Origin of the sequence: Rhodococcus sp. 27YEA6, from assembly GCF_044908235.1 — a bacterium.
Lineage (GTDB): Bacteria > Actinomycetota > Actinomycetes > Mycobacteriales > Mycobacteriaceae > Rhodococcus_F > Rhodococcus_F qingshengii.
Genome location: NZ_JBIYCY010000003.1, coordinates 125,900 through 140,262, shown reverse-complemented (window position 1 = coordinate 140,262; position 14,363 = coordinate 125,900). Strand labels below are relative to the sequence as shown.

12 protein-coding genes are annotated in these 14,363 nt (G+C 62.3%); 7 read left to right on the top strand and 5 right to left on the bottom strand.

From position 1 onward, the window contains the following. Positions 1-71: 71 nt before the first annotated feature. The 3 genes from ABH939_RS11000 to ABH939_RS10990 all read left to right on the top strand — a co-directional run bounded on the left by ABH939_RS11000 (position 72) and on the right by ABH939_RS10990 (position 4,266). Positions 72-1,106: an ABC transporter substrate-binding protein gene (locus tag ABH939_RS11000; protein WP_082845674.1), complete on the top strand. Its 1,035-nt coding sequence runs from the start codon at positions 72-74 to the stop codon at positions 1,104-1,106. 155 nt (positions 1,107-1,261) lie between these two features. After that, a complete protein-coding gene (locus tag ABH939_RS10995; RefSeq protein ID WP_003945463.1) occupies positions 1,262-2,155 on the top strand; it encodes a phosphoribosylaminoimidazolesuccinocarboxamide synthase in 894 nt (297 codons plus the stop codon). Further along, positions 2,152-4,266 (top strand): S9 family peptidase, encoded by a 2,115-nt coding sequence (locus ABH939_RS10990; protein WP_404649616.1) that lies wholly within the window; start codon positions 2,152-2,154, stop codon positions 4,264-4,266. Before ABH939_RS10995 ends, ABH939_RS10990 begins: the two co-directional genes overlap by 4 nt. 28 nt (positions 4,267-4,294) lie before the next feature. Here ABH939_RS10990 and ABH939_RS10985 read toward each other — a convergent pair whose 3' ends face one another. Next, positions 4,295-4,984, bottom strand: coding sequence for a response regulator (locus tag ABH939_RS10985; protein WP_003945570.1), 690 nt, complete (start codon positions 4,982-4,984; stop codon positions 4,295-4,297). Beyond that, a complete protein-coding gene (locus tag ABH939_RS10980; RefSeq protein WP_054826964.1) occupies positions 4,981-6,567 on the bottom strand; it encodes a sensor histidine kinase in 1,587 nt (528 codons plus the stop codon). The genes ABH939_RS10985 and ABH939_RS10980 overlap by 4 nt, the downstream gene beginning before the upstream one ends. Positions 6,568-6,686: 119 nt before the next feature. On the opposite strand from ABH939_RS10980, the gene ABH939_RS10975 reads away from it, so the two are divergent. Continuing rightward, positions 6,687-8,099 carry a C4-dicarboxylate transporter DctA gene (locus tag ABH939_RS10975; RefSeq protein ID WP_007734438.1) on the top strand — a complete coding sequence of 471 codons (1,413 nt, stop codon included), beginning with the start codon at positions 6,687-6,689 and terminating at the stop codon, positions 8,097-8,099. Between the two features lie 128 nt (positions 8,100-8,227). Here ABH939_RS10975 and ABH939_RS10970 read toward each other — a convergent pair whose 3' ends face one another. The 3 genes from ABH939_RS10970 to ABH939_RS10960 all read right to left on the bottom strand — a co-directional run bounded on the left by ABH939_RS10970 (position 8,228) and on the right by ABH939_RS10960 (position 11,675). After that, entirely contained in the window at positions 8,228-9,451 is a 1,224-nt protein-coding gene (locus ABH939_RS10970) for an acyl-CoA dehydrogenase family protein (protein WP_054188015.1), read from the bottom strand. Further along, positions 9,448-10,725 carry an acyl-CoA dehydrogenase family protein gene (locus ABH939_RS10965; RefSeq protein WP_063314974.1) on the bottom strand — a complete coding sequence of 426 codons (1,278 nt, stop codon included), beginning with the start codon at positions 10,723-10,725 and terminating at the stop codon, positions 9,448-9,450. Before ABH939_RS10965 ends, ABH939_RS10970 begins: the two co-directional genes overlap by 4 nt. A gap of 125 nt (positions 10,726-10,850) precedes the next feature. Beyond that, a complete protein-coding gene (locus ABH939_RS10960) occupies positions 10,851-11,675 on the bottom strand; it encodes a sucrase ferredoxin (RefSeq protein WP_233405655.1) in 825 nt (274 codons plus the stop codon). 278 nt (positions 11,676-11,953) lie between these two features. Between ABH939_RS10960 and ABH939_RS10955 the strand changes: the two genes are divergently transcribed. From ABH939_RS10955 to ABH939_RS10945, 3 genes are all read left to right on the top strand, one after another. After that, complete coding sequence (locus ABH939_RS10955; protein ID WP_054781002.1) at positions 11,954-12,892, top strand: ABC transporter substrate-binding protein; 939 nt, start codon at positions 11,954-11,956, stop codon at positions 12,890-12,892. Between the two features lie 47 nt (positions 12,893-12,939). Next, the gene (locus ABH939_RS10950) at positions 12,940-13,437 is read left to right on the top strand and encodes a glutathione peroxidase (protein WP_003945816.1); all 498 of its coding nucleotides are present in this window, start codon (positions 12,940-12,942) and stop codon (positions 13,435-13,437) included. 94 nt (positions 13,438-13,531) lie between these two features. Continuing rightward, positions 13,532-14,236, top strand: coding sequence for a DUF2334 domain-containing protein (locus tag ABH939_RS10945; protein WP_007734443.1), 705 nt, complete (start codon positions 13,532-13,534; stop codon positions 14,234-14,236). The last annotated feature ends 127 nt before the right edge of the window (positions 14,237-14,363 follow it).

Here is a 14,363-nt window from a genome sequence, read left to right as displayed (position 1 = left end):
GTGTAAAGGTCCGGTGCCCTGATATTGGTTAGCCTAACCAAATCAATTCCGGAGCAGTCCGGTGCGTTCAGATGGAGTTCAACATGCGGGTTCAAGGTCTGTCGCGGTTTCGCCGCGCAGTGGTGATCGGCGCAGCAGCTGCGCTGGCGGTCGGCGTCGCCGGCTGCAGCAACTCCGAGGAGGCGTCGTCCGAATCGTCGACGACAGCCGCGAGCTCGCAGACCCGTGTCTTCGAGGCGCAGAACGGATCCATCGAGATCCCGAGCGACCCGCAGCGGATCGTGGCCTGCGGATACGCAGTTCTGCCGCTGATTCAGGCGGGAGCGAACCTGGCAGCAGTATGCGAGTGGACCCGTGAACTCGGCAACATGGACGACAAGACCAAGGCCGCTTACGAAGCTCTGCCGAAGGTCGCGCCCGACGGCAACGTCTCCCAGCTCAACTACGAGGGAATCGTCGCTGCCGAGCCCGATCTGATCATCATGGGTGTTCCCGCTCGAGTCGAAAGCCAGCTGGACATGGCGCAGCTCGAGGCGGCCGCTCCCGTCGTCTTCCTGGGACCGACGGTTCCTGCTGATTGGCGAGTGCTGGGCGAGCAGTTCGCCGATGCCGCGAATGTCTCCGACAACTACGGCGAGTTCAAGGACGACTACGACGCCAAAACCGCCGAACTGGCCGCGAAGTACAAGGACAAGCTCGGCTCGCTGACCTTCGGCGGCGTGTGCAACGTCTGCAAGCCGGAAGCCGGCACCTTCTCACGCGAGTATGCGTCCTCGTACACGACCAATCTCTTCGACGGACTCGGACTGCAGTTCCCCGGCACCCCCGCAGACCCCGCCGACATCCACGTCGAACAGGTATCCATCGAGAAGATCGGTGAAAATCTCGGAAATGTCGACGTGATCGTCTACGGCCTCAATGCCGACGGCTCGATGTCGCCCCAGTTGCAGGAGCTGGTCAATTCCGAGCTGTGGAAGGAATTGCCCGCAGTGAAGGCCGGCAACGTCGTCCAGGTTCAGCATTCGCTGGCCGCGACCTATCAGACGGCCCTTCTGACGCTGGATTCGATCGACGAGGGCCTGTCGAAGCTGCCCGCAAACCAGTAGTTCATCGACTGTGACGGTGGCCTCTCGCCTGCTGGCGAGGGGCCACCTGCATATCCGGATGAGCAGGGCGGACAGCTCTCCGATCGGCGAGGACGCTTACCTGTCCCGGCTACCGGGGTTCTGTACGAACTGCGAACGCCCGATAGGGTGACCGGGTGCGTCCTACACTTGATTCCTACACTCATCTGGCCGGTGGCAAGGTCCGTGACCTTTACACGATCGACGACGAGCATCTGCTGCTTGTCGCGAGTGATCGGATCTCGGCCTACGACCACGTGCTCAGCACACCGATCCCGGACAAGGGTCGCGTGCTCACCGCGATGAGCGTGTTCTTCTTCAACGTCCTCGGTGGCACCAACCACCTGGCCGGCGAGCCCGACGACGATCGCATCCCGGAAGAGGTTCTCGGCCGCGCTCTCGTCGTGCGCTCCCTCGACATGGTTCCCGTCGAATGCGTCGTTCGTGGCTTCCTCACCGGCTCTGGCCTGGTCGACTACAACAACACCGGCGCAGTGTGCGGCGTCGCGTTGCCCGAGGGCCTCGTCGAGGCGTCGCGTCTGCCCGACCCGATCTTCACCCCGGCGTCCAAGGCGGCTCTCGGGGATCACGACGAGAACATCAGCTTCGATCAGGTAGTGGAGAAGGTCGGCCAGAAGCTGGCAGTGCAGCTTCGCGAGGACACTCTCGACGTCTATGCCCGCGCCTCCAACTTCGCAGCCGATCGCGGAATCATCCTTGCCGACACCAAGCTCGAATTCGGTCTCGACTCCGCTGGAAACCTCGTGCTCGCCGACGAGGTGCTCACCCCCGACTCGTCGCGCTACTGGCCTCTCGAAGGCTACGAAGCGGGCAAGGTGCAGCCCAGTTTCGACAAGCAGTTCGTGCGCGACTGGCTCACGAGCCCTGAATCCGGCTGGGACCGTAGCTCGGACACGACACCGCCGCCGTTGCCGCAGGAGATCGTCGACGCGACCCGTGCACGCTACATCGAGGCGTACGAGCGCATTTCCGGTCTGTCCTTCGACGATTGGGTCGGTCCCAGCGCATGAGCCTGATCCCGCCGGTCGCAAAGAAGGTCCCCGCCGAACGTACCCATCACGGACACACGTTCGTCGATGACTACGAGTGGCTGCGGGACAAGGACAACGCCGAGGTAGTCGCATACCTCGAAGCCGAAAACGCGTACACCGACGAGCAGACGGCCGCGCTCGAGCCGTTGCGCGAGAAGATCTTCCAGGAGATCAAGTCGCGGACGCAGGAAACCGACATGTCGGTGCCCACGCGCATGGGTAAGTGGTGGTACTACTCGCGCAGCGTGGAAGGCAAGTCGTACACCGTCCAGTGCCGGTGCCCCATCGCCGGTGAAGACGACTGGACTCCGCCCGACCTGACGCCCGGCGTCGAGCTGGCGGGCGAGCAGATCCTCATGGACGGCAACGTCGAAGCCGAAGGGCACGAGTTCTTTTCGCTCGGCGCGTTCTCCATCAGCGAGGACGGCACGTTGCTCGCGTACTCGGTGGACATCGTCGGCGACGAGCGGTACACCTTGCGGTTCAAGAACCTCGAGACCGGTGAGATGCTCGCCGACGAGATTCCCGATACCGCGCCTGGCGCCACCTGGGCGATCGACCACAGTCACGTCTTCTACATGACGGTCGACGACTCCTGGCGTCCGGACACGGTGTGGCGTCACAAGCTGGGAACGCCGCAGAGTCAAGATGTTTCGGTGTTCCACGAGCCCGACGAACGGTACTGGGTTTCGGTGGGGTCCACCCGCAGCGAGAAGTACCTGATGATCTGGGTCGGTTCCAAGGTGACCAGCGAAGGCTGGATGCTGGAATCGGCGAACCCGGAAGGCGACTTCCGCGTCATCATCCCGCGTCGCGAGGGCGTCGAGTACGGGGCCGAGCACGCCGTGATCGGGGGAGAGGACCGTTTCCTCATTCTCCACAACGACGTCGTCGACGGCATCAAGGCCGAGAACTTCGTGTTGGTGGAAGCTCCCGTGTCGGATCCGACGAACATGACGACGCTGATCGAGCACAGCGCCGACGTTCGGCTGGAAGAAGCCGAAGCCTTTGCCGGACACCTCGTCCTGAGCTACCGACGCGAGGCGCTCACTCGGGTTGCCGTGTGGCCGTTGACGGATGACGGCTACGGCGAACGCCACGAGATCGACTTCGACGAAGAACTCTTCAGCATCGGCATGGGGTCCAACCCGGAATGGGCGCAGCCCACCATCCGGCTCGGGTTCACCTCATTCATCACTCCCGGGCAGGTGTACGACTACTACGTCGCCAGTGGTGAACTGGCACTGCGTAAGTCGCAGCCCGTTCTCGGAGACTTCGATGCGAGTAACTACGAGCAGCGTCGCGACTGGGCAGTAGCCGACGACGGAACCCGCATTCCGCTCTCGATCGTGAGGCGCGTAGGTGCGCCGGAAGGTCCCGCGCCGCTGCTGTTGTACGGCTACGGTTCCTACGAGGCGAGCATCGACCCGTCGTTCTCGGTTGCCCGCTTGTCGTTGCTCGATCGCGGTGTCGTCTTCGTCGTCGCACACGTGCGCGGCGGCGGCGAGATGGGCCGTCACTGGTACGAAAACGGCAAGACGCTCACCAAGAAGAACACCTTCACCGATTTTGTCTCTTGCGCAAAGCATTTGATCGACACCGGTGTCACGTCGGCCGACCGGATGGTTGCCGACGGCGGTAGTGCGGGTGGACTGCTGATGGGCGCTGTCGCCAACCTCGCTCCGGAACTGTTTGCCGGCATTCTCGCCAATGTTCCGTTTGTCGACCCGTTGACGTCGATTCTCGATCCGTCGCTGCCGTTGACGGTCATCGAGTGGGACGAATGGGGAGATCCGCTGCACAACAAGGACGTCTACGACTACATGCGCTCGTACAGCCCGTACGAGAACGTGGAAGCCAAGGACTATCCCGCCATTCTTGCGATCACGAGCATCAACGACACCCGTGTTCTGTACGTGGAGCCGGCCAAGTGGGTCGCAAAACTGCGCGCCACCAAGACCGGTGATGCTCCGCTACTTCTCAAGACCGAGATGAGCGCCGGACACGGCGGTGTCAGCGGTCGGTACGAGAAGTGGAAAGAGGTCGCGTTCGAGTTCGCCTGGGTTCTCGACACGGTTGGCGCAAACTAGCTTCGGTGTCAATCAGGTTCCGCGTCAATCAGGTTCTGCGGTAACGAACCTGAGGGCGCCCAGCGCGCCCGTACTCGGTCTCCCGGGTGAGCATGCCGTCGTCTGCCAGCTTTTCCAGGTAGCGCCAGGCTGTCACCCGGGACACGCCGACCGACGCTGCCACCTCTGCAGCGGTCACGGGTCCCTCAGAATCCCGGACGGACGCTGCGACGAGTCCGAGTGTTTGAGACGCAAAGCCTTTCGGTGCCGCTGCTCGATCGTCGGACGTTCGTAGCGCGGACATCGCGCGGTCGATGTCGTGTTGACTGACCGCAGACTCTCCAGCGGGAAGTGCTGCACGATATTCGAGGTAGCGCTCGAGCTTGTCGCGGAATGCTGCGAAAGTGAACGGCTTGAGAAGATAGAGGACGATCCCGCGAGCCACGGCGCTTCGGACCACCTCCAGATCGCGCGCCGAGGTAACCGCGATGATGTCCGGACTGGGCCGCAAACCGCCCAGGGCGGAAGCCACGTCGAGACCGCTGGCGTCGGGCAACCCGATGTCGAGCAGGACCAGGTCGATGGGCTGGTCGGTGGCGTTGGCCGCCGTAACTGCACGCACGGCGGCGTTCCCGGAATGAACCACGCCATGGACCACGAATTCCGGCACACGCTCGACGTACGAACGGTGCGCCTGGGCGATCAACGGTTCGTCGTCGACTATCAGCACACGGATCATCGCGGTGCTTCCGCCTCGCGCAGCGGGATACGGACAACCAGCATGGAGCCCATCGCCGGCTCGCTGGTGAGCGTGCCGCCGTGCCGTTTCACAACTTGAGAGACCAGTGCGAGACCGAGTCCGCGAGAGCCGGATTTTGTGGAGTAGCCACGGCCCTTGGCCTTTTCGAGTGCTTCGGGTGTCATTCCCGGGCCGCTGTCGGCGACGGCAACAACCATCATCGAATCCTCTTCCATTACCGTCACTTCCACCCACGGAGACTCGCTCGCGCGCGATGCGTCAATAGCATTGTCCACGAGATTGCCGACCAGCGTGACCAACTCGCGTGCATTGAGCGAAGGAACCGGACCGAGCGCGGTGTCTTCGGTGATGGTCAGGTCGACCCCGCGTTCGGTCGCTTCACTCATTTTCCCGAGCAGCAGTGCGGCGAGCGCCGGTTCGTGGACCGCATTCATCAGACGATCTATCAACTGTTGGGACACTCGCAATTCATTGGTGGCGAAGGCCACTGCGTCTTCGTTCCGGCCCAACTCGACCATCGTGATGATCGTGTGCAGACGATTTGCACTCTCGTGGGCTTGCGATCGAAGCGACTCGGCAAAACTGCGTACCGAATCCAATTCCCCGAGTACGTTCTGCAATTCGGTGTGATCGCGAATTGTCAGCACGGTGCCAATTCTGTTGCCCTCCCACTCAACCGGGTGTTGGTTGACCACCAGCACACGCTTGTCGGTGAGGTGCACTTGATCCTTCGCGGGAGAGGCGTCGTCGACTCGCATGGTCTCGGGGATGGACGAAAGTGGCACGGGCCCGTCCGGTAGATCGAGGAGGCGACGCGCTTCGTCGTTGACGATATCCACTCGCGCATCTCTGCTTCGGCCTCGCCCGATCACCACCAGACCCTCACCGATGCTGTGCAGGACGGCGTCGTGGTGTTCGTACATGGTGCGCAGTTCATCCGGCGCCATCCCCAGGGTCTGTCGCCGGATACGCCGACTCACCAGAAGTGAACTCAGGAGGGCGGCAAGAAGACCGCCGCCGGCAACGAACAGGATGACCGGAACACTTTGGGCGAACTGCTTGCTGATCTGCTCGCGGGTGACACCGGCAGAAACCAGACCGACCAGGGTTCCGCCGGAATCGTAGACAGGAGTGACTGCGCGGATCGACGGCCCCAGCGACCCGGCGTACGTCTCTGTGAAGGTCACGCCGGCAAGTGCGCGGTCGATGTTCCCGGTGAAGAGTTGACCGATCAGCTCCGGGCTCGTGTGGGTGAACCGAGTGCGATCAGGCGCCATCACCACGATGAAATCGACGCCGGTTGCCTGTCGGATCTTCTCGGTCTGTGGTTGCAGAATCGCGGTCGGGTCCGGACTCGTCAGGGCTGCCGCCGTCGAATCCGACAGGGCGAGAGTCTGCGCTATCGAGCTCACCTGCCTGCGGATCGCGTCGTCGCTGTCTCGGCGTTCGTCGACAACTGCGAGCGCGGCCCCCACACCGATGACCAGCGCCAACAACGCCAATTGCAGGAGCAGGATCTGCCTGGCGACGCTCATACGTCGGCCGGTCTTTCGTTCGACCATCGAGCGCCTCCTGAACGTAATGAACACAAACTTCCGGGCCCACCTGTTTGCAACAAGAATTCTCCACGACTCGAAGTGATCCCGATCACTTCACAGATATCCGATCCAAAGGACACCCCATGAGCAGCACGGCAACAGGGACAGTAGACGGTTCCCCACAGCCCGAGGGCACCAAGGCAAAGCGCGACAAGACGCATTGGCTCTACATGAGCGTCATCGTCGCGGTCATCGGAGGCATCCTCGTCGGTTGGCTCGCACCCGAGTTCGGTAAGTCCGTCGGTGTACTCGGCACGTTGTTCGTCAGCCTGATCAAGATGATGATCAGCCCGGTCATCTTCTGCACCATCGTGCTCGGCATCGGCTCGGTTCGAGCGGCGGCCAAGGTCGGCAAGGTCGGCGGCCTCGCACTCGCCTACTTCATCGGGATGTCCACCATCGCACTCGCGATCGGCCTGGGCGTCGGCAACCTGCTCAACCCGGGCAGTGGCCTGAACATCACGCCCAATGCGGCCTCCGTGGCCAAGCTTGCAGATCAGGCCCACAGCGCGGGCGGTACCTGGGACTTCATCGCGTCCATCATTCCGACGTCGATGCTGTCCTCCCTCACAGCCGGCAGCGTGCTGCAGACTCTGTTCGTCGCCCTTCTGGTCGGCTTCGCGATCCAGTCGCTCGGCAAGTCGGGTGAACCGATCCTCAAGGCCGTCGGATACATCCAGAAGCTCGTGTTCAAGATCCTGACGATGATCCTCTGGCTCGCCCCGATCGGTGCTTTCGGTGCCATCGCCAGCGTCGTCGGCCAGACCGGTTTGAACGCCGTCGTCCAGCTCGGCACGCTGATGATCGGCTTCTACCTGACCTGCCTGATCTTCGTCTTTGGTGTTCTCGGAACGCTGCTGCGCGCGGTCACCGGATTCAACATCTTCAAGCTGGTCAAGTACTTGGCCCGTGAGTACCTGCTCATCTTCGCCACGTCGTCCTCCGAATCGGCACTGCCGCGTCTGATCGCCAAGATGGAGCACGTAGGCGTCGAGCGCACCACGGTGGGCATCGTCGTTCCCACGGGCTACTCGTTCAATCTCGACGGCACCGCGATCTACCTGACGATGGCCTCGATCTTCATCGCCGACGCCATGGGACAGCCACTCGGTTTCGGTGAACAGCTCTCGCTGCTGGTGTTCATGATCATCGCCTCCAAGGGCGCTGCCGGAGTCAGCGGCGCCGGTCTGGCCACGCTGGCAGGCGGACTGCAGAGCCATCGCCCCGAGCTTCTCGACGGCGTCGGACTCATCGTCGGAATCGACCGCTTCATGTCGGAAGCGCGAGCGATCACCAACTTCTCGGGCAATGCGGTTGCGACTCTCCTGGTCGGCGCCTGGACCAAGACGATCGACAAGGAACGCGTCGTCGAGGTACTCGACGGGAAGATTCCGTTCAACGAAGCCACGATGCTCGACGACGAGGACGAAGAAGAGCAGCACAAGCTCGAAACGGCTCCGACCGGCACCAAACAGTCGTTCGTGAGCCATCACTAGAAACGTCCGCTCTGCTGAACGTTTGACTGCGCTGCAGGCGCGGAACCCGATCTACGATCAGTGATCCTGGTCGTAACGATGAAAGAGACCGCCGCACCAACCGTGCGACGGTCTTTTTCTGTTCGTGGCTAGGTGTACCAGGTCGGTTCGGGAATCTCGCCGGTCAGAAAACGACTACCGACTTCACGGCGCTTGTACGCGAGCGGATCGTGAAGGGTATGCGTCCGGATGTTGCGCCAGTAGATGTCCAGGCCGACGTCGTTGGACGTGGCTCGGGCACCGGTCAGTTCGAAGATCTTGTTGCTGATCTCCAAGGAGACGTCGGCGGCGCGAAGTTTTGCGGCCGCAATGCGTACGGCGAGGTCGCCGCGAGCCTGCTCGGTGAGGTTTTCGCGAGCGTCGTGGAGCACGGCGTCGGCCTCACGGCTGACCTGGTCCACGAAGGCCTCCGCTGCCCACAGCTTGGATTGCAAGTCGCCGTAGCCCTCACGGAGGTACCACTCGTCGGTTGCGATTTCGCGGTTGTCACCGCCGTACGGCCATGGACGCGTACGGGTTCGGGTGTACTCGGCGGCAGTGTCCAGTGCGCCACGAGCGATCCCGAGGTAGAAGTTGGCGAACACGATCTCGATCGCCGGGAAGTTCAGGGTGTTGTAGACCAGAGGTTGGAATTCCTTGTCGACAAAGCCTGCCGCACTTGCCCAGTCGACCTCGACGTCGTTGATCTCGACACTGCCGGAATCGGTGAGGCGCTGCCCGAGATTGTCCCAATCACCGCGGAAGACTATGCCGTCCTGAGCAGTCGGCACGATTGCGAACACATGCGTCGCAGTTCCGTCGATGATTCCTTCGAGCACCGTGAGGTCGGTGACTCGGCCGCCGGTGGAAAACGACTTCACACCGTTGAACACCAGGGTGTCTCCGCGGTCCGCGACGGTGAGGTCGGTGTCTCGAGGGTTGACCGCGCCGCCGAAGAAGAATCGGTTGCTCGTGTACAGCTCCTCGACAGCGGAGATCTGCGGATCTGTTCCGACCAATCTGGCTGCCCATGCCCACAGGTAGTGGTATCCGAGCAGTTGTCCGATGGAGCCGTCGGCGCGGGCGATCTCCCGAACCACCTTGTAGGCGGTCTCCCATCGCTGCCCGCCGCCGCCGAACTCGACCGGGCCCAGGAGCGTCACAAGACCACTGTCCTTGAGCAGCTGAACTTCTCGGAACGGTGGTTCGCCGGCTCGGTCGCGGGCGAGTGCGTCGGCGGCAAGGATGTTGCTCACCTCGCGAGCCCGGTCGATCCAGCCCTCGGATGTGTCGGGAACGCCGACGAAGACTTCGGTTTCACTGGTCACGGTCATGCCTGTTCATCCTTTTCGGTCGGTGCGGTCCCGATGGCCCACACGTAAATCGGTTCGGTTCTGTTGATTTCGTAGTCGCCGACAACTTTGGATTTGAAGACGACCGGATTGTGGCTGGCGACGGTGCGGGCGTTGCGCCAGAATCGATCGAGATCGAGGTCGCGGCTGACTCCGGAAGCACCGAGTGCGTCGAAGATCTTGGCCGTGGCCGGCACGACGAGTCCGATCGAGGCGACTTGCCCTCGCCCCGAATCGATTTCGGCTGCGATGTTGGCGGCCTTCTCTTCCTCCGGCGAGCCGGAGAATGCGGCTTCGTAAGCCCATTGGGACGACTGTGCTGCGTGCAGTGCAACGGCCTCGGCTGCAAAGGCAGCAGAGGACACCTCGCCGACAACTTGCTGGATCTGCGAATCCTGCGCGTATCTCGGAGCGTTGCCGTGACTGAAGGTTCGAGTACGAGAGGCAACTCGACGAGAGATCTCGATCGTAGCAGCCTTGGCGATGCCGGCGAGAGTGGCGAGGTGGAACAATTGGTAGAACGCGGTCTGGTATTTGAATCGTGTCGAGAAGTCGAAGATGTTCTCCGGCTGTACAATTGCGTCCTCGTAGACGGACGAACCGGAGCCAGTCGTCTGCTGACCGAACCCGTTCCAATCGTCACTGTGTGTGACACCGGGTTGTCTCGCCTCGACCGCCGCGATCACGAATGCGCCGGTGTCGGTGCGCTGCGAGTACAGGTCGATCCAGTCGGCGAAGATGGAACCCGTGCTGTAGAACTTTGCCCCGTTCGCCAGGAAATGGTCGGCATCGGGTGCGGGCGAGACCTTGGTATTGGCTTCGCCCAATGCAACGTCGCCGATTTCGGTCCATGCGTTGCCGACCAACTGTCCCTCCGCGAAGCGTCGGAGCCAGATGTCACGCTCCGGGCCGGGGTCGGCGACCAGTCGGTCTTCGACAAACGCGAAATGTCCGCGCAGGGCCTGGGTGATATTGGAATCGGCGCTCGACAGCTCGACTAGTAAGCGGATCAATTGCGGGATGCTCGCACCCGATCCACCGTGTGTTGTCGGCACCCGAACGGCGCCGAAGCCTGCATTCTTGAGTGCGTCGATCTGTTGGAAGGGAAGTACGTGATCGCGTTCGCGTTCGACGACGCCTTGTGCGATGTCCGCGAAGATCGGACGGAATTTCTCTGCCAGTGTTTCGTAGTCGACCTCACTTTTGATCGGATCAGCAGACCGGGGTACGGCATTCGGCGTCAGTGCGGTGGTCATGGGAAGAATGCAAGCTGTAAACACCAGGGGCGTCGATCCTTCATCGCGACCTGATTCGAAGTGTTGTCAGTCAGCGCAAATCTCGGTTCGATGGCCTGCCGGGCACTCTTGTCGAAATCGAGTGGTCAGTGGGGTTGCTCGCGAACGTGCTCGACGGTCCATCCGCTCCATTCGACGGTCCCTCCGGCACCACAATCATGTCGGAACGGCAGCCCTGGAGGACCGGAGCGAACGACGACGCGAAAGTCTCTCCCCTCCAACCGAAGATCGACAGTCGTGTGTTCTCCGTCCATACTCTCGCTGATGCTCTCGAGTGCGTCCGTGGCGACGATGTCGGTGGCGCGTCGGACTGCGTGTTCGGCGGCCTGAGCGGCCTGTGACAGTGCCGCCCGGCCGCGCAGGTGCAGCAGCTCCAATTCTCCGGCTTGGTATTTTTCGGCTGCATCGATTGCGGAGTTGCCGTCCAGTCGGCTGAAATAGACTGCGGCGGGCCACGCAATCATGTTGGCCGCGAAACGATCTCCGCCGATGTGACTGCATTCCCACACATCTGCGATCTGTGCCGCGTTCAGCGCCGCCACGACCGGGCGGCCGAGTTCCGCGCAGCACGCATCCTTCTTTCCATGTGTGCAGACTGCGAAGAGCGGTTCCGTGCGGGAGCGGCCGAAGTCGGGTTCCGCTCCGGTGGCCATCGATTCGAACGGCAGTACCGACAGGTCCTCGTATCGGTCGACCGACCCTTCCCGCATCCATTGGCGTGTGCCGTCCGTCCAGGCGAGTACGCACGTCGGGGTGAGGACTCGGCGGTTGCGGGTCCGCCGGATCACCACGACACGGATACGGCCCTGCGCTGCGTAGATTTTTTCGGTGAGCGCGACGGGGAGAATGTCGTCAGGGGCGGACGCCGGCCAGGGGCCGGGGTGCTCGATCAATACCCACAGATGTGTCATTCCGGCGCGACCGACCATAGGTTCGCCGGCGGTCGACGACTGCCGTGTACAGGCGTGAGGGCGTCGACTGGTTTGCGGATTGGCGACAAATTCCGGAAAGCACTGCATAGATGCCTTCCCCAGGACACCGTCGCTGTGGCAGGGGAGGGAAGACATGATGAGGCTCCAGTCTCGTAGGTTAGGCTCACCAGACTATTGGATGGTGAATCCTTTGCTCAGCCGTGGTGAATGCGCGTGGCTGTGACGGTCGAAAGCAGTCGGTAACAGGAGTGTTGGGAATGAAACGCAGTAACTCGCGGGCGAAGTACGTGCTGGGTGGTTTTGTCCTCGCCGCCATCGTGGCAACGACAACGGCGTGTGGCAGTGACGACAAGACCGATTCCGGCAGTCAGTCTGCCGACACCGTGCACGCGGTCACCCACGCCCGCGGAACTACCGACGTACCGACGGATCCGCAGCGAGTTGTCGTGCTCGAGCCGGTTCAGCTCGACACGTCGGTAGCGCTCGGCGTGATTCCCGTGGGCACCGCGGTACTCAGCGAGACGACCGGCGTTCCGGCGTACCTCGGTGAGAAAGCGGCGGAGATCGAGATGGTCGGAACCGTCGCGGCACCGAACCTCGAGAAGATCGTCGCACTGAGCCCGGACCTGATCATCGGAACGGAATCGCGGCACGGTGATATGTACGAGCAGCTCGCTGCCATCGCACCGACCGTCTACATGGCAACTCAGACCGATCCGTGGCAGGACAACGTCCAGTTCGTCGCAGAGGCGTTGAACAAGACCGATCAGGCAGGTGAACTGCTCGGTGACTACACGGCACGCTGCGAGGAAGTGGCGAGCAAGCACAGCACCGAGGGCAAGACCGCTCAGCTGATCCGCCCACGCGACGACGTTCTGACGCTGTACGGACCCACGTCGTTTGCCGGAAGCACTCTCGAATGTGCTGGACTCACGATTCCCGCACGCGACTGGGAGAACTCGATCTCCGTCGACCTCTCCCCGGAATTCGTCTCCGGAGCCAACGCCGACCTCATCCTGGTCACCTCCGCGAAACCGGCCGATGCCGGCACGATGCCGAAGGCCGTCGCAGACAACGCCGGATTCTTCCCGAACCCGCATCTGGTGGACATGTCCTACTGGATAACCGGCGTCGGACCGCTCGGCGGCCTCACCGTTCTGGACGACCTCGATCGCATTCTCGGAGCGTCGAATTAGCAGTGCGCGAAGGAGCAGTGCGCGAGAGAGTCGCTAAGTTGGAGCCTATGACAACTCCAGTACAGAACATCGCGATCAACACCCTCGGTGGCGTGCCCACCTCTTTGGGTGAATACGACGGCCGCGCCGTCCTCGTGGTCAACGTCGCGTCCAAGTGTGGACTGACCCCGCAGTACTCGGCGCTCGAGAAGCTGGCCAGCGAGTACGCCGATCGCGGTCTGACCGTGATCGGTATCCCGTGCAACCAGTTCATGGGGCAGGAACCGGGTACCGCCGAAGAGATCGAGACGTTCTGCTCCACTACCTACGGCGTCACGTTCCCGCTTCTCGAGAAGATCGAGGTGAACGGCGAAAACCAGCATCCGCTGTACGCCGAGCTCACCAAGGCGGCCGACGCCGAAGGCGCTGCGGGAGACATTCAGTGGAACTTCGAGAAGTTCCTGATCGGACCGGACGGCACCGTCGTCAACCGCTTCCGTCCGCGGACCGAGCCGGACGCACCCGAGGTTGTCGCCGCGATCGAAGCTGCGCTTCCCAAGAACTAGAGGTTTCCAAGAACCAGTAGGTGCGCTGAAAACTGCCGCCGGATGATCATCCGGCGGCAGTGTGCTGTTCACCCACAGCTGCCACTATCGGAGTATGTCCGCAGAACTGATCGTGTCGGTATCCGGAATCAGAGACGAGACATGTTATCTCGCTGCCGGATTCGCAGACGAGATGGACACTCGAGGTGTCCGCTTGTCGCTCCTGGTGGCGCCGCGACTGAAGGACAAATACCGACTGGCCGACGACGCGGTGACGACGGCTTGGCTGCGTGAGCGTCGCGAGCACGGCGATGCCATCGTTCTGCACGGCTACGACCAGGCCGCAACCAAGCGTCGCCGAGCCGAGTTCGCCACTCTGTCGAAGCACGAAGCGAAACTGCGACTACTCGCTGCGGACCGCGTTCTCGAGCATGCAGGCCTTCGGACCCGGGTGTTCGCACCGCCGCGCTGGGTGGCATCGCCCGGTGCCATGTCGGTGTTGCCGGAGACGGGCTTTCGCACGATGGCAGGCCTCGGGGCAGTACATGATCTGACCCGCGGAACCTTGCAACGGGGAAGGGTTTTCGGGATCGGCGAAGGCTTCAAGGCCGAGCCGTGGTGGTGTCGCGCATTGGTTCTCGGCGCCGGGCGTGCCGCCAAACGTGGGGGACTGGTCAGATTGTCGATCACGGCCAAGCAGTTGGGAAACGAGGGCCCACGTCAGGCCGTCCTCGACGCCGTCGACCTTGCCCTCTTCCACGAAGCCGACTCGCAGGTGTATCGGTGGAACTCCCCGTCTCAGGAGCTCGGCGCTGCCTGAATTCGGCAGTTGGCAACTATTTGATAGCTACGAGACTATGTCGTCTGTCCGGGTTGTCCGAGCGGGCAGACTCTTCGCGTTTCTCCACTTCCTTGCTGGTAGTAGTGCAGAGTGGGTCAAAATCGCA